The organism is Paracoccus zeaxanthinifaciens ATCC 21588 (assembly GCF_000420145.1).
Classification (GTDB): domain Bacteria; phylum Pseudomonadota; class Alphaproteobacteria; order Rhodobacterales; family Rhodobacteraceae; genus Paracoccus; species Paracoccus zeaxanthinifaciens.
In genome coordinates, this window is record NZ_ATUJ01000002.1 from 210,576 (window position 1) to 231,967 (window position 21,392).

Genomic DNA, 21,392 nt, shown 5'->3' on the forward strand with positions numbered 1-21,392 from the left:
TCACGTCACCGCATGAGCGACAGCCTGGAGGCGCTCGAACGCGTCGAACCGCGTGTCATGGATTGCTGCCGCCTGCGCGTCGGGCTGGAAGCTGTGGGCGACGCTGGACATCATGCGCATGGCCGTCTGCAGATCGGGGACCGCCTGTGCCGCATGGGCGGCCAGCATGGCCGATCCCAGCAACACGGGTTCGGGGCTCTGGGTAACCTCGACCGTCCTGCCGGTGGCATCGGCCAGGATCTGGGCCGAGAATGGGTGCGTCCCCGCACCGCCCGAAACCGAGATCACGATGCTTTCGAGGCCCGATCGAGTTTGCGCCTCGATGATCTGTCGCAAGCCGTAGGCCAGCCCGCACAACCCCGCGACATACAGTGCCACAAGGCTGTCGAGGCCGGTTTGCAGGCCAAGTCCCGCGATCACTGCGCGGCGCCTTGGATCGGCAAAAGGTGCGCGATTGCCAAGATATTCCGGCACCACATGCAAGCCCTGGGCCATCGTGACTGCGCGACTTCCCAAGTCTTTCGCCTGCGCGCGGTCGGCAAGCCAAGCGGTCAGGGTCTTGCCGTCTTCGGATGCAAGACGCGCAGCCTCGGGTGCTGCGGGGTGAGAGGAGCAGAGCTGATCCAGCGCAGCGCCCGCCGCAGACTGACCGCCTTCGTTCAGCCACAGCCCCGGAACCATCGCCGAGAAATAGGGGCCCCAGACACCGGGCACCGGATGCGCAGCATTGCTGGTCGTCATGGTGCATGAGGAGGTGCCGAAGACATAGGCCAGCGTCCGCGTTGCGCCGGTGCCACCCGCCGCACCGACGGTCGCAAGCCCGCCCGCATGCGCGTCGATCAATCCGGCGGCCACTGCCGTGCCGGGCCGCAGCCCCATCGAATGCGCGGCGGCTTCGGTCAGGCCGTGGCCCACTGCCGTTCCGGGGGCGACGATATCGCTGCCGATCCGTGCATGGCCGTCGTCGGTCAGATCGCCAAGGCCGACCTTGTCGAAGAAGCTGCCGTCCCAACGACCCTCATGCGCCAGATAGGTCCATTTGCAGGTGACGGTGCAGGTGGATCGCGCGACCGATCCGCTTGCCTTCCATGTAAGAAAATCCGTCAGGTCGAAGAAGTGATCGGCGCTTTTATAGGCTTGGTTTCGGTTCTCCTTCAGCCACAGAAGCTTGGGGGTCTGCATCTCGGGCGATATGCGTCCGCCGACATATTGAAGCACGGGATGCGCCGTGGCGTTGATCCGGTCGGCCTGCTCCTCCGCACGATGATCGAACCATGCGATGACATCGCGGTCGGGATGGGCGGGATCGCACGGGGTGCCGCCGACGATGACCAGCGAACAGGTCGCGTCGAAGCCTATCCCCGCGATGTCCTGCGCGGAAACGTCTGCTGCCAGAACCGCCTCGGCCACGCTGTCGCAGACCGCCTTCCAGATCTGTGCGCTGGACTGCTCGGCATGGCCCTCATCGTCGCGCCACGTGTCGATCGGGCGCTTGGCCGTGCCCTTCAGCGCGCCCTTGGCGTCGAACACCCCGGCCCGCGCGGATCCGGTGCCGACATCGACCCCGATATAATGCATGCGTTCTTCCTTCATTGGGTCAGCACCAGATCGGCTGGTCTGCTTGCGCTGCGCACGGTTCGCCCGTTGGGCAGGTCGTTGGCCTCCAGCTTGTCGCGGATATCCGCGGGTGACAGACGGTATCCTTGCCACCTTGCCGTAAGACGTTGCTTCAGCTCGTTCTCCGGCACGTCGATCATCAGGGTCCGATCGAAGAAAGGGGCAAGATCGCGCCATGGATCATGGTCCAGAAGCAGATAGTTGCCTTCGCACAGAATCAGCCGCGCTTCTGGACCGATCAGCCGCGCGGACCCTCGCGATATCTCGAGCGCGCGGTCGAAAACTGGCACCGCAACCGTGTCGGTCCCGGCCACCAGGCGGGACAGGGTCGAAGCCAGTCCCCCCACGTCGAACGTGTCGGGTGCACCCTTCCACGGCAGGCGACCTGCCTGACGCAGCACCGCATCATCGAAATGATATCCGTCCATCGGCAGGATCGCGACCTGACCCGGATGGGTCAGATCGAAGGCCTGGGCCAACCTGTCGACGGTGGTGCTCTTGCCGGAACCCGGTGCCCCGGCAATCGCGAGGATGCGCCGGCCGGGGCGTTCCAGAAGACTGCGTGCCTCGGCGATGAGCCCGTCGAAGTCTATGCGGCGGCTCATCAGATCAGGCGATATTGCGCGGCCTTGTTGCGCAGGAACGGCAGCCCTTTGGACATCACCTCGTCGTGGTCACTTGCAACGGGACGCCAGACGGCCAGACCGAAGCCGATTTCGGGCGGCATGTTGATGAAGCTCTCCATTGCCAGCCCGCCCTTGAAATCGATCGCCTTCAGCGTGGCAAAGACCTCGTCCCAGTCGCAGCAGCCCTCGCCCGGCGTGCCCCGATCGCTTTCGCTGAGGTGGATGTACTTGAGGTAGTCGCGCGCATCGAGGATGCCGTTCGCGGCCCCCTTCTCCTCGATGTTCATGTGATAGGTGTCGAGGTGGATGAAGATGTTGTCGGAACCCACCCGCTCGATCATGTCGCGCGCCTGCCAGCCGGTGTTGATCAAGTGGTTCTCGTAGCGGTTGACGGGTTCGATACCGAACTGCAGTCCGACCGTCTTGGCGTACTTCGCGGCAGCGTCCAGAACCTTTGCGATGTTGTCGTACTCGCCCTGCGTCGGCCAGGTCCCGGTGCGCTGACCGATGCCGCCGAAGGTGACGCCCGACAGCGCCTCGGCGCCGCAAGCCTTGGTCTGATCAATCGCCAGCTTCAGGTACTCGATCGCGCCGCTTGGATTCACCGATGCCCAGTTCTGTTCCGGGAGCCCGAGCGAGCAGACCGCCCGGAGGTTGTTCTTGTCCAGCAGCGCGGCGGTGTGTGCGGTGTCGACCTCTTTCGGGCGCAGCATCGGGATCTCGATGAAGTCCACACCGTAGGTCACGGCGCCCTTGACGGCACGTTCCGCGCCCTCGCGGTCCCAGTTCATTGTCCACATGCTTGTATGAACGCCAAAGCCTTGCATTTACTTGCCCTTTCCGAACAGGAAGAAGAATGTGTGCCGCAACTGGCTGGATCGCATCACCATCACGGCGATCAGGAACAGGCCCCAGACGGCAGTCGAGAGATGCTGGTTCGCACCGATCAGGTTCAGCCCCGAAGACAGGACCTGCAGGATGACCAGCGCGATGACGACCGGCGCCACGCGGCCATGCCCGCCGAACGGGTCCACGCCGCCCAGAAAGCAGGCGAGCACGGTGATCAGCAGCATCGCCTCGCCGTGGCCGACCCTGACGGAGTTGAAGCGCGCCGCCATCAGGATGCCCGCGATCGCGCAGAGAACGCCCGACAAGGTATAGATCAGCACGAGCGTTCGCTTGGCGTTCAGCCCGGCATATTCGGCCGCCTTCATGTTCGACCCGGTCATGTAGACCGAGAAGCCGTGCGGCGAACGGCGCAGCAGCATGTGCCATCCGAAGGCGACGATGCCGAAGATGATCAGGGGTACCGGAACCCCGACAAGGCTGCCGTGCCCAAGAATGCGCATGTAGTCCGGGAAGCCCGAGATGTCGCCCCCGCGGGTCAGGAACTCGCCCAGGCCGCGCAGGAAGATCATCATGGCCAGGGAAACGAGGATCGGGTGCGCGCCGACATAGGCGACGACCCCGCCCATCGCCGCACCGGCCAATGCGCCGACCACCAGCGCCAAGACGCAGCCCAGCATGAAGGCGCCGATCCCGGCTTCGGCGCCGCCGAACTGCATGAGCGTCCAGGCAAGCGTCAGGCCGCTGATGTTGGCCGTGTAGACGATGGCCAGATTCAGGCCGCCCGACAGGATCGGGGCCAGCATCGCCAGCGTGAGCAGCCCAAGCAGCGGCATCTGGAATCCCATCGAGCCGAGATTCGCGCCGGTCAGGAAGCGGGGCGAAGCGATCGAGAAGACCACCACCAGAACGGCCAGAAGGGCCAGCAGGGACAGGTTCTCGCCGGTGGCGGGCCTGATGCGGATGCCCTTCTGAACGGGCAGACGAGAGGATCGCGACATCAAGAGCTGGCCTCCTTGTTCCGGAAGAATTGGCTGAGATCGATGTTCGAGGTGGAGATCGCGACGAGAATCGCGGCACCGATGATCATCTGGAATGCGAAGGGCGACACGCCCAGCAGGTTCAGGCCGTTCTGCGTGACCGCGACGAACATCACTCCCAGGATGCACCCGAGGATCGTCCCTTTGCCGCCGCCCAGTCGCGCACCCCCCAGCACCACGGCCGCAAGGACATCCAGCTCTCGGCCATAGAGCGCGTTGGGCACCACCTCCTTCACGAGGTTGACCTGCATCAGGCCGGCGATCCCCGCCATCAGGCCCATCCATCCGAACGCGACGCCCTGCATGACGGCGATGTTCACGCCGGCGCGCCGCGCGCCTTCCGGGTTGTCACCGAAGGCATAGAGCTGCCGCCCGATATTAGTGCGCTTGATCAGCACCCAGGTCGCGACGATGCAACCGATCATGACGGCGACGGGCAGGGTCAGTTCGGACCAGACCCCTTGCGCGTTCTCGTGTTCGAAGATGAAGATCCGGGCCGTCCACCAGTCGGGCAGGTTGTAGATGTTGCGCCCGCCACTGAAGAACATCAGCAGACCGAAGAAGGCGTTGAAGGTCGCGATGGTGACAACGATCGAGATGATCCTGAAGCCATGGATCAGCCATGCGTTCAGCAGGCCCAGCAGGATCCCGAGCGATCCGCAGAACAGGAACCCCAGTAGCCAGTTGCCTCCGCCGATGCCGATCAGCAGCTTTGCCGCCAGGTATTGGACCACGGATGATGCGACCGCGAAGGAAATGTCGATGCCACCCGCGATCAGCACGACCAGCAGCCCGACGGCCCAGATCAGGTTGACCGCGCTGTTGTTCAGAAGCGACGTGGCGTTCGGCAGGGTGGCGAATTGCGGGGCAGCGACGGACAGCAGCGCGCAAATAACCACCAGTACGACGCCCAAGCGCAGCTCGATCGTATAGCGGCGGAATGCGTCACGCATAGATTTTCTCCTCCAACTGGGGCACCGAGATTGCGCGCGGATCGTATTCCTCGACGATGCGCCCACCGGCCATGTGAAGTATCCGGTCGGATTGATGCATGATCTCGGTCACCTCGTCCGAGATCAGCAGGATCGCCAGCCCTTTCTCGGCAAGGGATCGCACGATGCGGAAGATGCCCGCCCGTGCGCCGACGTCCACGCCGACGGTTGGGCTGTCGAGGATCAGCAGGCGCGGTTCGGTCGCCAGCCATTTGGCCAGGACGACCTTCTGCTGATTGCCGCCCGAAAGGGTCGAGATGGCGTCGGAAGCTGCGCCGATCTTGACGCCAAGCTCGCGGATCCAATGGCTGACCAGCCGGGATTTTTGCGTATCCGAGATCAGTCCGGCCGCAGTGGTCAGCTTGCGCAGGACCGAGATGACGGTGTTGTCCTCGATCGACTGCTTCTGCAGCAAGCCCAGTGAGAGCCTGTCCTCCGAGACATAGGCCATGCCACCACGGATCGCCTCTCGGATATTGGCCGGACGATAGGACGCACCGTTCAGCGCCATCTGTCCGGCATCGGGCTGACGCATCCCCATCATCACATGCGCCAGCTCCGTCCGTCCCGCCCCGATCAGACCTGTCAGGCCAAGCACTTCGCCCGCCTTGATCCTGAACGAGATATCGCTGAATTCACCGCGCCGCGTCAGGCCCGTGGCCTGAAATACCGTCGGCGCGTCGGGCAGGTCGCGGGCAACGACCTCATCCTCGATCAGGTGACCGGTCATCAGCTCGCCCAGGCGTCCCTGCGTCATGCCTTCGGTCGGATAGACGCCCACGAGGTTTCCGTCGCGCACGACGGTCACGCGTTCGGCGATCTCCAGCACTTCGGCAAGACGGTGCGAGACGAAGACGATTGCCACCCCGTCGGCCGACAACTTGCGCACGATATCAAGAAGGCGGTCCGTTTCGGTCTGGGTCAGCGAGGCCGTCGGCTCGTCCATGAAGATCAGGCGGGCATTGTTCATCAGGGCACGGGCGATGGCGACGACCTGCCGCTGCGCGATTGCCAGATCGCTCAGCGACGCGCCGAGCGAGATGTCGACGCCCAGACGGTCCAGCACATCGCCCGCCCGCCGGACCATTTCGCGGTAGCGGACCGATCGGGGGCGCAGACCAACCAGGTCGTCGAAGGCGATGTTCTCGGCCACGGTCATGTGCGGAAACAGGGCAAGGTCCTGCCAGATGACCGATACGCCAAGCTCGCGCGCCTTGACGGGATTGATCCGGTCGACCTTTTCGCCGAACAGCTCGATCAGCTCGGCCTCTTCGGGCTGGTGCACACCGATAACGGTCTTGATCAGCGTCGACTTGCCGCATCCGTTTTCGCCTGCGAGGCAGTGCACCTCGCCTGCGCGCACCTCGAAGTCGACCCGGTTCAGCGCCTGCACGCCGCCAAAGGCCTTCGAGACCTTGTGGAGGCGCAGCGCATATCGATCTGCCTCGGCAGTTGTCATGCTTCACCTGTGAATAATGGGGACGGGCAGGCGGCGCGATGCCCCGCCTGCAGCAAGGCTTCGGATCAGAGGCCCATGTCGGCCAGATCGTCCACGGTGCTCTTGTTGATTTCCAGCAGGTTATCGGTGATGATGTCACGCTGCTCGAAGTCGGGTTCGATCACGCCCAGTCCGGGGACTTCCATGCCTGCCTCGATCTGCTGGCCATTGGCCAGCATGTCGCCCAGGGTCACGAAGACCTCGCCTGCCTGCGCGGGATTCCACATGAAGCCGCCAGTCAGAACGTCCGAATGGATCATCTTCCGCCCCTGGCCCGGAGAGAACGGCCCCATGACGTGAATCTCGCCAGTCTTGCGACGCTCCTCGACCGCGCGCCCGGCGCCGATGGGCCCCTGACTGCCGAAGGCCAGGAACCCTTTCAGGTCGGGGTTCGCCGCGATCAGGTCCAGCGCCGTAGACCGGCTGTCATCGACGTTCTCTGCAACGCCGTAGCGATCACCGACGATGCTCAGATCGGGACGGTTCTCGTCCATCCAGGCAATCGCCGCATCGGCCCAGGCATTGTGCAGCGGCACCGTCAGAGATCCCACATAGACCGCGTAGGTGCCGCCATCCGGCGCCTTGTCAGACAGCAGCTTGGCGTGAGCCTCGCCGAAACCTTCGGCCGATGCCAGTTCGAAGTTCCAGTCGACATTCTGAAGGCCCGGCCCTTCGTGAGAGATGACGACGATCCCCGCGTCGCGCGCCTTCTGCAGAACCGGCTCCAGCGCGGCCTCGTCATTGGGTACGACGCCGATCACGTCGACGCCCTTTGCGATCAGATCCTCGATAGCCTGCACCTGAAGCGACGGATCGGCCGAAACGGGGCCGATCATCTCGGCGTCGACGCCAAGCTCCTTTGCGCGGCGTTCGATCCCATCTTCCATCGCATTGAACCACGGAATGCCGCCGATCTTGACGACCACCCCGATCGATGTTTCGGCAACGGCCGCCGTAGACAGGCCGGTCGTCAGCGCCAAGGCGCCGATCAGACAATTCATCTTCGTCATCTATCCCTCCCCAAGCGGACGTATTCCGCCAATCCATTTGCGCAACCGATTGTGCTGTTGCTTGAAAAAAAAGTCTGCGACCCACTCCCGGGCATCAGACCAGCTCACCTCCTCGGTGCACAATCGATGTTGCAAACATTCGTGCTTTTCCTGCACAGTGTCAATACTTCTGTTGGGGCGGTGGGTCCGAACGAGAGCGGATGCGGTAATGCTGTGAAAAAAAACCAGAAAGAAACGATATACGACATTGCCGCGAAGGCAGGCGCATCCGCCTCGACGGTAAGCGCGGCCCTGAACGGCACATGGGAAAAGCGGCGAATCTCGCGCGCGACGGCCGAGCGGATCATCGCCATCGCACGTGAGCAGGGCTACTCGATCAACCTGCAGGCAAGGGCGTTGCGGACATCCCGATCCGGCCTCGTGGCGCTGCTGGTTCCCGAATACAACCGCTTCTTCTCCAGCATCGCTCAGACTTTCTCGGACGAGGTGCGGGCACGCAACCAGTGCCCCGTCATCATCTCCACCGGCCGGGACACGCAGAAGGAGCACGACACCGTCACGGACCTGATGTCCTGGTCGATCGATGCGATATTCTTCGTCGGCGCGGTCGCCCCTGACGAACTGAGCCGACAATGCCAAAGCGCTGACATCCCCCATGTCTTCGTGGATCAGCCTTGCGATCTGGCGCCGTCCGTCGTCACCGACAGCCGGACGGGCGCGCGCATCCTGACCCGAGAGATCCTGAGCAGTATGACGCACCGTGGCGTCAGGATCGGAGAGAGTCCGCGAGACACCATATACTTTCTGGGGGGCGACCGAAGGCTGCCGTCCACTCGCAATCGCGTCGAAGGCTTTTCCGATGCCGTTTATGCCCATGTCGGGCATCTGGAACCAGAGCAGGTCATCGCCGAGACCTACGATCTGGATGCTGCGACCGAATCCATCGCAGCGCTTTATCGCAAGATGGGAGGGCTTCCGCGCGGGCTGTTCATCAATTCGGATTCGGTTTTCGAGGGTGCGCTGCGCTTTCTGGCAACATTGCCCGAGGCCGAACTGGCCGAATGCTCGATGGGGTGTTTCGACTACGAGCCCCTGGGGCAGTTGCTTCGCTTTCCTGTGCACATGATGCGACAACGGCACAAGATGCTGGTTCAGCGCGCCTTCACGCTTCTGGAGGACAAGAGCCCTCCGGTCACCGAGATGGTCCAGCCTGAACTTTATCCGGCACCGGGCAGTCGTGACCCGGAAGGCCGCGCTTTCAGCCGGTAGACGACGATAGCCGCTGAAGCGCCGGCATGCGAATTGTGCTGGGGCAGCGGTCGTATTCAATCGCGATAGCGCCCTGATGCTTGCGCCCGATTTTGATACTGACCTAGTACTGGGTATACCGTTCATCTGCGATTATTGTGCGGTCCAAGCTGCTCTGACTACCATTATATGGGCTTGGACTCATTGAGTTTCGCAGCCAGTCGATGACGGGCGCACCCAGTGCGATGGCCGAGAGGAAAGCCTGCGGGCATCTGTCGTATCGGGTTGCCACACGCCGCCGGTCCTTGAGCCTGCCGAACATGATCTCGATCCGATTGCGCCGTTTATAACGGTACTTGTCGTGTTTGACGGTTCTCTTCCGGTGCTTCCGGCTAGGGATGCACGGGCGTATCCTCCGTATCCTTCAACTCCTCTATGAACCAATTGGTGTCATGGCCGCGACCCCCGAGGAGCCAGTCCACGTCCGTCAGGCTGCTCAGCATTGCTCTTGCACCGATGTCATCGCTGACCTGACCCGCCGTGGCGAACAGGTTAAGAGACCGGCCTTTTCTGTCGCAAATAGCGTGCAGCTTGGTGTTCCGTTCTGGGGCAAAAACTGACAGTTTCTTCTTCCCGCGAACCCTCTGGTCCGACCAATCATGACGGTCTTCGTTTCGCCGCGCTCGGACGCCAGGCCAGCCATCATCGGGGCGAAGACGCCCTTGTCACTCCAGCGCTTCCAATGATTGTAGCGCGTCTTGTGGGACCACGGGCTGCATGCGCAGCACGCCATCGCAAGCCATTGCGATTGACGAATACAATGCCGCTCGAGGCACGCCGGCCATCGGTTCGTGGCTTGCCATGGCTCTTGGGAAAGAACGGCCGCAGCCGCGCCAACGGTTCGTCGCTCAGCCAGAAAGGATTGCTCATCATGCCTCTATCTTTGCAACGGGGAATCGCCCCGTTAGACGGCAAGCAATGGGTCCTGCCCCTAGGACGGGGATCAGTCCACCCGCACCCGGTATTCGGGCTGGCCTGCGACATCGGCGGGCACGGACATGACGCAGCCATCCTCGGGGGTGGGGTCGTCCAGCCCCTGCGTGGCCGAGGTCACGAACATGCGCGTCAGTTCCGGTCCGCCGAATGCGGGGCAGCTGACATGGCGGGCGGGCAGGTCGATGGCGCGGTCGAACCGCCCCTCGGCGTCATAGCGCGCGACGCGGGACGCACCCCATTGCGCGGTCCACAAGCCGCCCTGCGCGTCGATCACCGCGCCGTCGGGGTTCAGCCCCTCGGCCGACAGGTCAAGCCAGGGCTGCGGGTCGCCCGCGGGCCAGCCATCGGCGTCCAGCGCGACCTTCCAGACGATGGATCGTGCGGTATCCGCGAAATGCGCGTGCCGCCCGTCGGGGGTGAAGCAGATGGCGTTGGTGATGGTGATGTCGGGGAACAGGCGGCGCAGCTCGCCCCGGTACCAGCGCCAGATCGAGCCCGCGCCATCCTCGGCATTCAGGCCGATCGTTCCGATCCAGAAGCCGCCCTGCGGGTCGGCGCGGCCATCGTTCGATCGCGTGACCGGGTTGTCGGCCTCGAGCGCGACAAGCGGACGGCTGCTGCCGTCGCGCAGGTCGAACAGCGACAGCGCGCGGCTGGAGGCCACGATCAGGCGGTCGCGGTCCACGATCCCCGCTGCCGAGACGTGATCCTCGAACCGCCATTCGCGGCGTTCCCCGCCGGGTTCGCGCATGAACATGCGCCGCCCCAGGATATCGAACCAGATCAGCGCGTTGCGATCCGAATGCCACAACGCGCCCTCACCCAGCTGGCACTGCCCCGCGTCGAAGATCATGCGCCGACCTCGTCCCATGCGGCGACCATGCGGCGCGCCTTGTCGGAGACCACCTGCGGCGTGTCGCCCGGCTTGTACATGGACGATCCGATCCCGAAGCCCGCAGCGCCCGCCTGGCGCCACTCGGCCATGTTGTCGGCGGAAACCCCGCCCACGGCCCAGCAATCGACATCCTTGGGCAGCACCGCCCGCATCGCGCGCAGGCCGACGGGGCCGATCAGTTCGCCCGGGAACATCTTCAGCCCGCTTGCGCCCGCATCCAGCGCCACGAAGGCCTCGGACGGGGTCATGACGCCCGGAAAGCTGTCCATCCCCTCGGCGCGGGTGGCGCGGATGACATCGGCGTTGCAATTGGGCGACAGGACCATGCGACCGCCTGCGCGGGCCACGTCGCGGACCTGTTCCACCGTCAGCACGGTGCCCGCGCCGATGGTGGCGTCCTGCCCGAATTCGCGCGCCATGACGGCGATGCTGTCGATGGGATCGGGCGAGTTCAGCGGAACCTCGATCCGGGTGACGCCGGCCTCGATCAGGGCGCGGGCGATGGCGGGGGCCTCGGGCGGGGTCAGGCCGCGCAGGATGGCGATGAGGGGTCGTGACATGGATCAGCCTTCCGATCTGAAGCGGTCATGGGCGGCGTTCAGGCCCGCAAGCGTCGCATCCTCGACCGAGACGCTGCGCGGGGCCAGGCCCTGCGCCGTCAGGGCTTCGGCATAGAGACGCGCAAGGCCGGATGCGCCGATGATGGTGATGTCGCTGCCAAGCCACCAGGGCTTGGTCGCGGCCAGTTCCCAGCCGATCAGCGTGCCCGACAGGCGGGCGCGGGCGACGGGCGCGGGCAGTTCGCCAAGCAGCCCCTCGGCGCGGATCTGGAACAGGCCGCCATAGCCGCGTTCGGGGCGCGCGATGGCGTCGGACACCGCCGACAGGAAGGTCGGCAGGTCGCAGCCATCCGTGCCGACCGAATGGCGCAGCACGGAATGGCCCGCGATCAGGCCGAAGATCTCGCCTGTCATGACGGATTTGAAGTTGCAGATCTCGCCGGCCGAGATGCGGACCCATTTCGTATGGGTGCCGGGCAGGCAGATCACGCCGTCGAATTGCGGATCGGCGGCCAGCAGGCCCGCGATCTGCGTTTCCTCGCCGCGCATCACGTCGGCGGGATCGGTCTGCTTGACGCCGCAGACGATCCGTACGGGGCGGCCCCCCGGATCGCCCGGCACCGCGACGATGCGCGGCTGGGCGGGGCAGGGCACGGCGGCATAGGGGGCCTCGGACCAGCCCTGCCGAGAGCCCACCATGCCGCAGGCGATGACGGGGACGGCGGGCCATCCCTGCGTCGCCTCGGCCAGGACGGCGGCGAAATCGTCGGGGGCAAGGCCGCCCATGCCGCGCGGGTCGGTCCGGGCCTCGACGGGCGCGCGGCCCGACATGGCCCACAGCCGCAGGTTGGTCGTGCCCCAGTCGGCGGCAATCCAGTCGATCGTTCCTGTCACAGACGCTCTCCTTCGATGACGGCGATGGACTGCGGGAAGGCGGGCGGCAGTGCAACCCCCTGCGCCATGAGAACCGCCCCCGAGACGCGGATTTCCCCGTCCGTCAGCGCCACATGCGACGTGGCGTGCCGCGACGGGGCCTCGATCATGCGCAGGCGATAGGTAGCCTGCGGATCCAGCCCGGTCAGCCGCAGCAGCGGAGGCTGCAGCGCGACGGGCGCGGTGATCTGGGCGGCGAACAGCACGAAGCGCGATCCGTCGGCGGCCAGCTGCATCTCGGCCAGCGCGTCGTCGGGGCGGTCCAGCCGCCAGATGTCGCCCGCCATCATCCAGTCGCGATTGGCCTTCCACCAGGCGGTTACGCGGGTCAGGGTCGCGGCCTCGTCCTCGGTCAGCTCGTGCGGGTCCATCTCGAAGCCCATGTGCCGCTGCGCCGCCGTCCATGCGCGCAGGGCCATCGGCAGGACGCGGTGGCTGGTGTGGCAGTCGCGCGGGCCGACATGGCTGCCGGTCGCGCAGGCGGGCAGCAGCGATGCCGCGTGGTGCTGGATGCGCAGCCGTTCCAGCGCGTCGTTGCTGTCCGACAGCCAGACCCGCCCGCAGCGCGTCAGGATGCCCGCGTCGATGCGACCTCCGCCCGAGGCGCAGCTTTCGAACTCGACCCCCGGATGCGCCGTCCGCAGCCGGTCCAGCAGGGCATGGACGCCGCGCGTCTGGGCCGCGTCGGGGAAGGGGGTCAGCCGGTTGTGGTCCCATTTGACGTAATCGATGTCGTTGCCGGACAGCACGGCGTCGATGCGGGCGAACAGGTGGTCGCGCACGTCCTCGCGGCTCATGTCCAGGTGAAGCTGGTTGCGGCCCCGGATCTGGTCGGCCGGTCCCATGACCCAGTCGGGATGGGCGCGGTGCAGGTCGCTGTCCTCGTTGATCATCTCGGGTTCGAACCACAGGCCGAAGCGCATGCCCAGACCGCGCACATGGTCGATCAGCGGGCCGAAGCCCTCGGGGTGCTTGCGCGGGTCGATGACCCAGTCCCCAAGCGACGAGGTGTCGTCGTCGCGCAGCCCGAACCAGCCGTCGTCCAGCACGAAACGCTCGGCCCCCAGTTCGGCGGCGCGGTCCGCGATGCGTCGCAGCTCGGCCTGGTCGTGGCGGAAATAGATCGCCTCCCACCCGTTGTAATGGACGGGGCGAGGCTGGCGCGCGCGCGGCAGGTTGTCGCGGATATGGCGCTGGAACGGGATCGCCGTGCCGTTGAGGCCCCCGTCGCTGCGCGCGACGATCATCTCGGCGGTGGCGAAGGCCGTGGCCGGGGCGCGTTCCGATCCGGTGACATGGCCCAGCTGCAACTGGCGGCGGCCCTCGGGCAGGGTCTCGACCACCATGCGGTGGCCGCCCGACCAGCCGTAATGGATGGCCGCGTTCTCGCCCCGGGTGTTGGTCGTGCCCTGCGTCGCCAGGATCATGTGCGGCGGATGTTCATGACCCGAGCGTCCGGTGCGGGCCTCGCGCACCCGCATCCCGTGGTCGAGGACCGTGGTGACCGGCTGCCATTCGCGCGTCCAGCGGCCCGCGAATTCGGTCAGCCGGTCCAGATGCGCGGGCAGGAGCAGCGCCCCCGCCGTCAGCCAGTGCAGCCGGATCGGCGTGTCCGACCGCAGGCTGGCCGAGAACCCGACCAGCCCGTGATCCAGCGCGCGGATGGTGAAGTCCAGCGCCAGCCCCTGCGCGACATGGCGCAGGATCAGCGTGCCCCCGTCGCGATCCGCGCGGTCGAAGCGCCATTCGGGCGCCAGTTCCGCGCCGTCCGCCCCGAAGGCCACCAGCCCCGGCTGCCCCGGAAAGCTGCGCCGCGCCTCGGGGGCCAGGGACAGGGGCGGCACCTGGTCCAGCATGCCGCCGGTGATGCCCCCGCGCCCCGCCGCGACCATCGCGGCCAGGTCGGTATCCTCGGGCAGGGGGGCGCCCCAGTAGTGGCAGCAGGCAAGCCTGCCATCGGACCCGAACACGAAGGTCTGGGTCGGGGTGTCGATCCGCCAGAAGCTCATTTCACGGCACCCAAGGTCAGGCCGGCGATGAAGTGGCGCTGCATCAGGAAGAACATCAGGACGGGCGGAAGCGCCGCCAGGATGGACCCCGCACTGACAAGGTGCCACGCCGCGATCCACTGCCCGTTGAGGCTGTTCAGACCCGCCGTGATCGGCTGCGTGCTGGCACCCGTGGTCAGCACCGTCGCCCAGAAATAGTCGTTCCAGATGAAGGTGAAGATCAGCACCGACAGCGCGGCGATGGCCGGACGCACCAGCGGCATGACGATGTGCCAGAAGATCTGCCACTCGGTCACGCCCTCGACGCGGGCGGCCTCGATCAGTTCCTTGGGCAGGGCCTTGATGAAGTTGCGCATGAACAGCGTGCAGAAGCCGGTCTGGAACGCGATGTGGAACAGCGCCAGGCCGGTGATGCTGTTGTACAGCCCCATGTTCACCGTCAGGTCGCGCACCGGCACCATCAGGATCTGGAAGGGCACGAAATTGCCCGCCACGAACATGAAGAACACGACCATCGACAGGCGGAACCTGTAGACCGCCAGCGCGAAGCCCGTCAGGCAGGACAGCCCGACCGCGCCGATGACCACGGGGATCGTCACGCGGAAGCTGTTCCACAGGTACTGCGCGAAGGGCGAGTTGCGGAACACGTCCAGGTAGTTCTCGAAGGCGATGCGCGACGGCATCCCGAAATAATTGCCGGCGGCCAGGTCCCCCGAGGGGCGGAACGAGGTCAGCGCGACCCCCAGAAGCGGCAGCAGCCACAGGACCAGCATGATCGGCAGGGCGATCTTGTATCCGCGCTGCGCGGCGGGCGACAGGGTCTGGATGGGACGGGGAAACATGGGTCAGACCCCTTTCTCGTCGCGCCACATCTTCCAGATGAAGCCCGAAATGAAGATCATCATGATGGCGAACAGCACCACGGCGATGGCCGCGCCATAGCCCATGCGGTAGCCGTATTCCGACAGCGCCTGCTCATACATGTAGTAGGACAGCACGCGCGACGACCCGAAGGGTCCGCCTGCCGTCATGATCGACACGAGGTCAAAGCTGCGCAGCGCGCCGATGACGGTGACGACGACCGCGATGAAGGTCGCGGGCCGCAGCTGCGGGATGATGACGTGCCACAGCATCTTCCAGCCCTTCGCGCCGTCCAGGCGCGCGGCCTCGATCTGGTCGGGGGCGACGGCGTTCAGGCCCGTCAGGTACAGGATCATGCAATAGGCGATCTGCGGCCACAGGCCTGCCGCGATGATGCCGTAGGTCACGAAGCGCTCGTCGGCCAGGATGGCCACTCCGTCCCCGGTCACCGCCTCGATCAGGGTATAGAGCAGCCCGAAATCGGGCGCGTAGAACCACGAGAACATCAGGCCGACGACGACCTGGCTGATCACGAAGGGGAAGAAGAACAGCGACTTGTAGATGCGGATGCCGCGCACGGTCTGGTTCAGGAACAGCGCGATCAGCAGCCCGAACGGCACCGCCAGCATGTACAGGACCAGCCAGATGACGTTGTTCTTCAGGCTGGTATAGAACGCCTCGTCCCACCAAAGCTCGGAATAGTTGGACAGGCCGATCCAGCGCGCCTCGCCGATGCCGTCCCAGGAATGGAACGAGATCCAGAAGGACTGGAAGATCGGGATGACGACATAGACGGCGAACATCAGGATGCCGGGCGTAAGGAACAGCCAGGGCGTCAGCTGGCTGCGACGGCGCCTGCGCGGCGCGGGCGTGCCATGCGTATCGGGGGTGACGGACATCACGTCCTCCGGGGTGGGTCAGCGGATGGGAAGGGGCGGGGGCGATCGGTGTCGCCCCCGCCTTGGATGCCGATGGCGGCGCTTACTGCCCGGCCAGGCGCTGGCGCTGACGCTCCAGCCGATCGAGGATGTTGTCCAGGCGCTCGGGGCGGACCATGAACTCCTGGAAGCCCTCCATCCCGGCCTTGGCCATTTCCGGGCTGGCGTCGCGGTCGAAGAACTGCGCGATGCCGCCTTCGGCCGTGGACAGCAGCTCGAAGCCCTGCTGCAGATAGGGGTCCTCACCCACGCTGCTCTCGGCGTTGATCGGCAGCTGGCCAAGCGTCTCGTTCATCTTGGTCTGCACGTCGGCGCGGGCCAGGAAGGCCAGGAACAGCTTGGCATCCTCGGGGTTCTTGGCGCCCGCGGGGATGTGGATGGTGTCGGTCGGCGCATCCTCGGCGCGCGGGATCGAGGCGTCGACGGTCGGGAAGGGCATGAAGCCCAGGTTCTCGTCGGTCATGCCGCCATCCTTGAAGGCCGCGACCGCGAAATTGCCCATGACATAGTTGGCGGCCTTGCCCTGGACGAGGTTCGCCACCGCGTCCTGCCAGTCGATGGCGGCGTGGTTGTCGGTGGTATAGGGCAGCACCTTTTCCCAGTTCGCGAAGGTCGCCTTGACGCGATCGTCCGTCCAGGGAACCTCGCCCGAGGTCAGCTGCATGTGGAAGTCGTAGCCGTTCGTGCGCAGGTTCAGATAGTCGAAGATCCCCGCGATGGGCCACAGCGCCTTGCTGCCCGTGGTCAGGCAGTCGATGCCTGCGGCGTCGATCTTCTCGCAGGCGGCGACGAAGTCGTCCCAGGTCTCGATGGTGTCGGGATCGACGCCCGCCTGCGCATAGGCGTCGCGGTTGAAGTAGATGCCCCACTGGTAATAGGTGTAGGGAACGCCCCACTGCTTGCCGTCGATCGTCATCGAGGACGCGGCGGAACCCAGGCTCTCCTCCAGCCCGTTCTCGGCCCAGACGTCGGACACGTCCATGAACTGGTTCGCCTCGACGAAGGGGCGCATCCGGTTGCCCGCATACCAGTTCGCAAGATCCGGCGCGTCGGCGGTCAGGAAGTTGCGGATGGCGGTCTTGTACCCCTCGTGGTCGAAGACGTTCACCTCGACCTTGATGTCGGGATGTTCGGCCTCGAAATCCGCGATCAGCTGCTCGAACGCCGCCTTGGGGGCGGGGTCGGACGCGTCGGTGTTCATCACCAGCGTGCGGGTCTGCGCGAATGCGGGGGCTGTGGTGGCCAGCAATGCGGCCATCGCCAGTCCGTGCTTGACTTGGAACATGATCTCCTCCCGAGTTGGTTCCAATATTTGAGACTTGGTTTTGAATATTGAAACTATGCGGCGAATCGACTAGCCTGTCAACAAGGGCCAGAACGGGAGGGGGACGGCGACGTGACGGCAATGGACCGCGAGACATCGGACGGAACGGTGGGTCGCACCCTGGCGGTGCTGGACCTCGTGGCCGAATACGGCCGCCCCGTCCGCTTTGCCGAGATTCTTCCGCGCGCGGGCCTGCCCAAGGCCACGCTCTATCGTTTCCTGCAGGTGCTGGCGCATCAGGACATGCTGGTCTTCGACGAGGATCGGCAGACCTATGCGCCGGGGATGCGGCTGGTGCGCCTTGCGCATTCGGCCTGGGCGCAGTCCAGCCTTGCGCCGCTGGCCAAGGACATCATCGACGCGCTGGCCGCCCGCATCGGGCAGACCGTGCACCTTGCGCAGCTGGACAACGGCGCCGTGCTGTATGTGGACAAGCGCAACGCCCAGAAACCGGTCGAGATGTTCTCGCAGTCGGGGAAGGTCGGTCCGGCCTATTGCACCGGCGTCGGCAAGGCCATGCTGGCCCACCTGCCCGAGGACCGGCTGGCGCAGGCCATCGCGCGGCAGTCCTTTCACGGGCACACGCCCAAGACCATCACCACCCCCGAGGCGCTGCGCGCCGAGCTGGGCGTGATCCGCGAGCGCGGCTTCGCGCTGGACGACGAGGAGCACGAGGCCGGCATCGCCTGCATCGCGGTCCCGATCCTGTCGGCATCCGGGCGGATGCTGGGCGCGATCTCGGTCACCACCACCACCGCCACGACCTCTCGCGACGAATTGCTGTCGCTGGCCGGTCCCGTATCCGACGCCAGCGCGGCCATCGCCGCCGCGGCCGAGGCGTGGCGTTTTCCTGAAACCAAGCAATGAGGTCCGCATGTCCGGCGTTCAGCTGAACCGCGTCACCAAGGATTTCGGCCCCGTGCGGGTCATTCACGGCGTCGATCTGCAGGTCGATCAGGGCGAGTTCTGCGTCTTTGTCGGGCCTTCGGGCTGCGGCAAGTCCACGCTGCTGCGCATGATCGCGGGCCTGGAGGAGACCAGCGACGGCCAGATCCGCATCGAGGCCGACGACGTCACCCATGCCGAGCCCGCCGATCGCGGCGTGGCGATGGTGTTCCAGACCTACGCGCTCTATCCGCACATGACCGTGGCCGAGAACATGGGCTTCGGTCTGAAGATGAACGGCCACCCCAAGGCCGAGATCCGCGAGAAGGTCGCCGAGGCCGCGCGCATCCTGAAACTGGAGCCGCTGCTGGACCGCAAGCCCGCCGCCCTGTCGGGCGGTCAGCGCCAGCGCGTCGCCATCGGTCGCGCCATCGTGCGCGGGCCCAAGGTCTTCCTGTTCGACGAACCGCTGTCGAACCTGGATGCCGAATTGCGGGTCGAGATGCGTGCCGAGATCGCGCGCCTGCACCGCGAGATCAAGGCCACGATGATCTATGTCACCCATGACCAGGTCGAGGCGATGACCATGGCCGACAAGATCGTCGTCCTGCGCGCGGGCCGGATCGAGCAGGTCGGCGCGCCCATGCACCTGTACGACGACCCGGACAACCGCTTCGTCGCGGGCTTCATCGGCAGCCCCTCGATGAACTTCGTCGCGGGGCAGGTGACGGACGGGCAGCTTGTCGTCCCGGCCTTCGACGCGCCGGTGCCCCATTCGAACGGCAACCTTCTGGAGGGCCGCAAGGTCGAGATGGGCCTGCGTCCCGACGCGCTGAAGATCACCGGCGACGGTCCCTTCCGCGTCGAGATGGCCGAGAACCTGGGCGGGATGACCTTCGCGCATCTGACCGCGCCCTCGGGCGAGAAGCTGGTCGTGCAGACCGATCAGCGGCTGGACCCCGCGGGCGGCGGCACGGTGGGGCTGACCTTCGATCCGGCGGCGGCCTATTACTTCGACGCCGAAACCGGGCAGCGCCTGAGATGAGCGATCTTCGGATTGGCCTCGTGGGCCTGGGCACCATCGCCCGCGCCCAGCATCTGCCCGCCATCGAGGCGACGGCGGGCATGGTGCTGACCGATGTCGCAAGCCGCAACGCGCAGGCCGAGGGCGTGGCGAACCACCCCGATGTCGACGCGCTGCTGGCGGCGGGCGGGGTGGATGCCGTGTCGCTCTGCACGCCGCCGCAGGGGCGGTTCGATCAGGCCATGTCGGTCCTGCGCGCGAACCGCCACCTGATGCTGGAAAAGCCCCCCGGCGCGACCCTGTCCGAGCTGGAGCTGCTGGCCGCCGAGGCGAAATCCCGCGGCCTGACCATCTTCGCGACATGGCACTCGCGCGAGGCTGCGGCCGTCGATGCCTGCCGCGACTGGCTGGCGGGCCGCACGCTGCGCCGCACCCATATCGACTGGTCCGAGGATGTGCGCAAATGGCATCCGGGCCAGCAGTGGATCTGGCAGGCGGGCGGGCTTGGCGTCTTCGATCCGGGCATCAACGCGCTGTCGATCCTGACCGCCGTGCTGCCCGCGCCCGCGCGCATGGTCGGGGCCGAGCTGCATGTGCCGTCGAACTGCCAGACCCCCATCGCCGCCGATCTGGTGATGGATGCGGGCCACCCCGTGACCGCGCGGCTGGACTGGCGCCAGCAGGGCGCGGATATCTGGCAGATCCGCTTCGAGACCGATGCCGGCACCGCGATCCTGTCCGAGGGCGGCGCGCGCCTGACCATCGACGGAACCGAGATCCAGTCGGGCGGGAACCGTGAATACGCCCGCCTCTATTCCCGCTTCGGCGACCTGGTCGCCCGAGGCGACAGCGATTTCGACCTTGCCCCGCTGCGGCTTGTCGCCGACGCGTTCATGAACGGCCGCATCCATGCGGCACCCGAATTCCAGGACTGACACCATGAAGATCACCCAGATCGAAACCTTCATCGTTCCGCCGCGCTGGTGCTTCGTCAAGATCAGCACCGACGAGGGCGTCTGCGGCTGGGGCGAGCCCGTGCTGGAAGGCCGCGCCGCATCCGTCGCCGCCTGCGTCGAAGAGCTGTCGGACTACCTGATCGGCCGCGACCCGCGCCTGATCCAGGATCACTGGACGGTCATGTATCGCGCAGGCTTCTATCGCGGCGGCGGCATCCACATGTCGGCCATCGCGGGGCTGGACCAGGCGCTGTGGGACATCAAGGGCAAGGATCTGGGCGTTCCGGTCCATTCGCTTCTGGGCGGCCAGCTGCGCGACCGCATCCGCGTCTACAGCTGGATCGGCGGCGACCGTCCGGGCGACACGGCCCGCATGGCCCGCGATTGCGGCGACCGCGGCTTTACCGCCGTCAAGATGAACGGCACCGAGGAGATGCAGTTCGTCGATACCCACGCCAAGGTCGACCAGGTGCTGGAACGCGTGCAGGCCATCCGCGACGAGATGGGCCAGGATTTCGGCATCGGCATCGACTTCCACGGGCGCGTGCATCGCCCGATGGCCAAGGTGCTGGCCAAGGAGCTGGAACCCTTCCGCCTGATGTTCATCGAGGAACCGGTCCTGTCCGAACATGCCAAGGCCCTGCGCGAGATCGCGAACCATTGTTCCACCCCCATCGCGCTCGGCGAGCGGCTCTATACGCGGTGGGACTTCAAGTCGATCCTGCAGGGCGGCTTCGTGGACATCATCCAGCCCGATCCCAGCCATTCGGGCGGCATCACCGAGACCTATCGCATCGCGTCCATGGCCGAATCCTATGACGTGGCGCTTGCGCTGCACTGCCCGCTTGGCCCCATCGCGCTGGCCGCGAACCTGCAGCTGGATGCCGTCTGCTACAACGCCTTCATCCAGGAACAGTCGCTCGGGATCCATTACAACAAGGGCAGCGACCTGCTGGACTACCTCGTCGATCCGAGCGTCTTCGACTATGACGACGGTTTCGTGAAGATCCCGCAGGGTCCGGGCCTGGGCATCGAGGTGAACGAGGCCAAGGTCCGCGAGATGGCGGCCGAGGGCCATCGCTGGCGCAACCCCGTCTGGCGCCATGCCGACGGCAGCTTTGCAGAGTGGTGATC

General features: G+C 65.8%; 19 protein-coding genes and 1 pseudogene. 5 read left to right on the forward strand and 15 right to left on the reverse strand.

From position 1 onward, the window contains the following. The 7 genes from F804_RS0102800 to F804_RS0102830 all read right to left on the reverse strand — a co-directional run bounded on the left by F804_RS0102800 (position 1) and on the right by F804_RS0102830 (position 7,629). Positions 1-1,578 carry an FGGY-family carbohydrate kinase gene (locus F804_RS0102800; RefSeq protein ID WP_022706229.1) on the reverse strand — a complete coding sequence of 526 codons (1,578 nt, stop codon included), beginning with the start codon at positions 1,576-1,578 and terminating at the stop codon, positions 1-3. Positions 1,579-1,589: 11 nt separating this feature from the next. After that, complete coding sequence (locus F804_RS0102805; protein WP_022706230.1) at positions 1,590-2,222, reverse strand: nucleoside triphosphate hydrolase; 633 nt, start codon at positions 2,220-2,222, stop codon at positions 1,590-1,592. Further along, positions 2,222-3,070: a TIM barrel protein gene (locus tag F804_RS0102810; RefSeq protein WP_022706231.1), complete on the reverse strand. Its 849-nt coding sequence runs from the start codon at positions 3,068-3,070 to the stop codon at positions 2,222-2,224. Before F804_RS0102810 ends, F804_RS0102805 begins: the two co-directional genes overlap by 1 nt. Then, entirely contained in the window at positions 3,071-4,090 is a 1,020-nt protein-coding gene (locus F804_RS0102815; protein WP_022706232.1) for an ABC transporter permease, read from the reverse strand. Further along, positions 4,090-5,082 carry an ABC transporter permease gene (locus F804_RS0102820; RefSeq protein WP_022706233.1) on the reverse strand — a complete coding sequence of 331 codons (993 nt, stop codon included), beginning with the start codon at positions 5,080-5,082 and terminating at the stop codon, positions 4,090-4,092. The genes F804_RS0102815 and F804_RS0102820 overlap by 1 nt, the downstream gene beginning before the upstream one ends. Beyond that, positions 5,075-6,580, reverse strand: coding sequence for a sugar ABC transporter ATP-binding protein (locus tag F804_RS0102825; RefSeq protein WP_022706234.1), 1,506 nt, complete (start codon positions 6,578-6,580; stop codon positions 5,075-5,077). The genes F804_RS0102820 and F804_RS0102825 overlap by 8 nt, the downstream gene beginning before the upstream one ends. A gap of 65 nt (positions 6,581-6,645) precedes the next feature. Further along, entirely contained in the window at positions 6,646-7,629 is a 984-nt protein-coding gene (locus tag F804_RS0102830) for a substrate-binding domain-containing protein (protein ID WP_022706235.1), read from the reverse strand. A gap of 51 nt (positions 7,630-7,680) precedes the next feature. Between F804_RS0102830 and F804_RS15450 the strand changes: the two genes are divergently transcribed. Beyond that, positions 7,681-8,898, forward strand: coding sequence for a LacI family DNA-binding transcriptional regulator (locus tag F804_RS15450; RefSeq protein WP_245540303.1), 1,218 nt, complete (start codon positions 7,681-7,683; stop codon positions 8,896-8,898). A 193-nt stretch (positions 8,899-9,091) separates the two neighbouring features. On the opposite strand, the pseudogene F804_RS17095 reads toward F804_RS15450, so the two are convergent. From F804_RS17095 to F804_RS0102875, 8 genes and pseudogenes are all read right to left on the reverse strand, one after another. Continuing rightward, positions 9,092-9,807: pseudogene (locus tag F804_RS17095) on the reverse strand (IS5 family transposase); the annotation flags it as partial. A 73-nt stretch (positions 9,808-9,880) separates the two neighbouring features. Further along, positions 9,881-10,726: an SMP-30/gluconolactonase/LRE family protein gene (locus F804_RS0102845; RefSeq protein WP_022706238.1), complete on the reverse strand. Its 846-nt coding sequence runs from the start codon at positions 10,724-10,726 to the stop codon at positions 9,881-9,883. Beyond that, entirely contained in the window at positions 10,723-11,328 is a 606-nt protein-coding gene (locus F804_RS0102850; protein WP_022706239.1) for a 2-dehydro-3-deoxy-6-phosphogalactonate aldolase, read from the reverse strand. Before F804_RS0102850 ends, F804_RS0102845 begins: the two co-directional genes overlap by 4 nt. A 3-nt stretch (positions 11,329-11,331) precedes the next feature. After that, complete coding sequence (locus F804_RS0102855; RefSeq protein ID WP_022706240.1) at positions 11,332-12,222, reverse strand: 2-dehydro-3-deoxygalactonokinase; 891 nt, start codon at positions 12,220-12,222, stop codon at positions 11,332-11,334. After that, positions 12,219-14,270 carry an alpha-galactosidase gene (locus F804_RS0102860; RefSeq protein WP_022706241.1) on the reverse strand — a complete coding sequence of 684 codons (2,052 nt, stop codon included), beginning with the start codon at positions 14,268-14,270 and terminating at the stop codon, positions 12,219-12,221. Before F804_RS0102860 ends, F804_RS0102855 begins: the two co-directional genes overlap by 4 nt. Continuing rightward, complete coding sequence (locus tag F804_RS0102865) at positions 14,267-15,112, reverse strand: carbohydrate ABC transporter permease (RefSeq protein WP_022706242.1); 846 nt, start codon at positions 15,110-15,112, stop codon at positions 14,267-14,269. The genes F804_RS0102860 and F804_RS0102865 overlap by 4 nt, the downstream gene beginning before the upstream one ends. A gap of 3 nt (positions 15,113-15,115) precedes the next feature. Further along, positions 15,116-16,030: a carbohydrate ABC transporter permease gene (locus tag F804_RS0102870; protein ID WP_022706243.1), complete on the reverse strand. Its 915-nt coding sequence runs from the start codon at positions 16,028-16,030 to the stop codon at positions 15,116-15,118. 82 nt (positions 16,031-16,112) lie between these two features. Beyond that, positions 16,113-17,354, reverse strand: a complete 1,242-nt coding sequence (locus F804_RS0102875) for an ABC transporter substrate-binding protein (protein ID WP_022706244.1) — start codon at positions 17,352-17,354, stop codon at positions 16,113-16,115. A 120-nt stretch (positions 17,355-17,474) separates the two neighbouring features. Between F804_RS0102875 and F804_RS0102880 the strand changes: the two genes are divergently transcribed. Genes F804_RS0102880 through dgoD form a run of 4 tightly spaced genes read left to right on the forward strand, consistent with a single transcriptional unit; the run spans position 17,475 to position 21,390 of the window. Beyond that, complete coding sequence (locus tag F804_RS0102880) at positions 17,475-18,260, forward strand: IclR family transcriptional regulator (RefSeq protein WP_022706245.1); 786 nt, start codon at positions 17,475-17,477, stop codon at positions 18,258-18,260. A 7-nt stretch (positions 18,261-18,267) separates the two neighbouring features. Further along, the gene (locus tag F804_RS0102885) at positions 18,268-19,323 is read left to right on the forward strand and encodes an ABC transporter ATP-binding protein (protein ID WP_022706246.1); all 1,056 of its coding nucleotides are present in this window, start codon (positions 18,268-18,270) and stop codon (positions 19,321-19,323) included. Next, entirely contained in the window at positions 19,320-20,237 is a 918-nt protein-coding gene (locus F804_RS0102890; protein ID WP_022706247.1) for a Gfo/Idh/MocA family protein, read from the forward strand. Before F804_RS0102885 ends, F804_RS0102890 begins: the two co-directional genes overlap by 4 nt. Before the next feature lie 4 nt (positions 20,238-20,241). Continuing rightward, positions 20,242-21,390 carry a galactonate dehydratase gene (gene dgoD, locus F804_RS0102895; RefSeq protein ID WP_022706248.1) on the forward strand — a complete coding sequence of 383 codons (1,149 nt, stop codon included), beginning with the start codon at positions 20,242-20,244 and terminating at the stop codon, positions 21,388-21,390. The last annotated feature ends 2 nt before the right edge of the window (positions 21,391-21,392 follow it).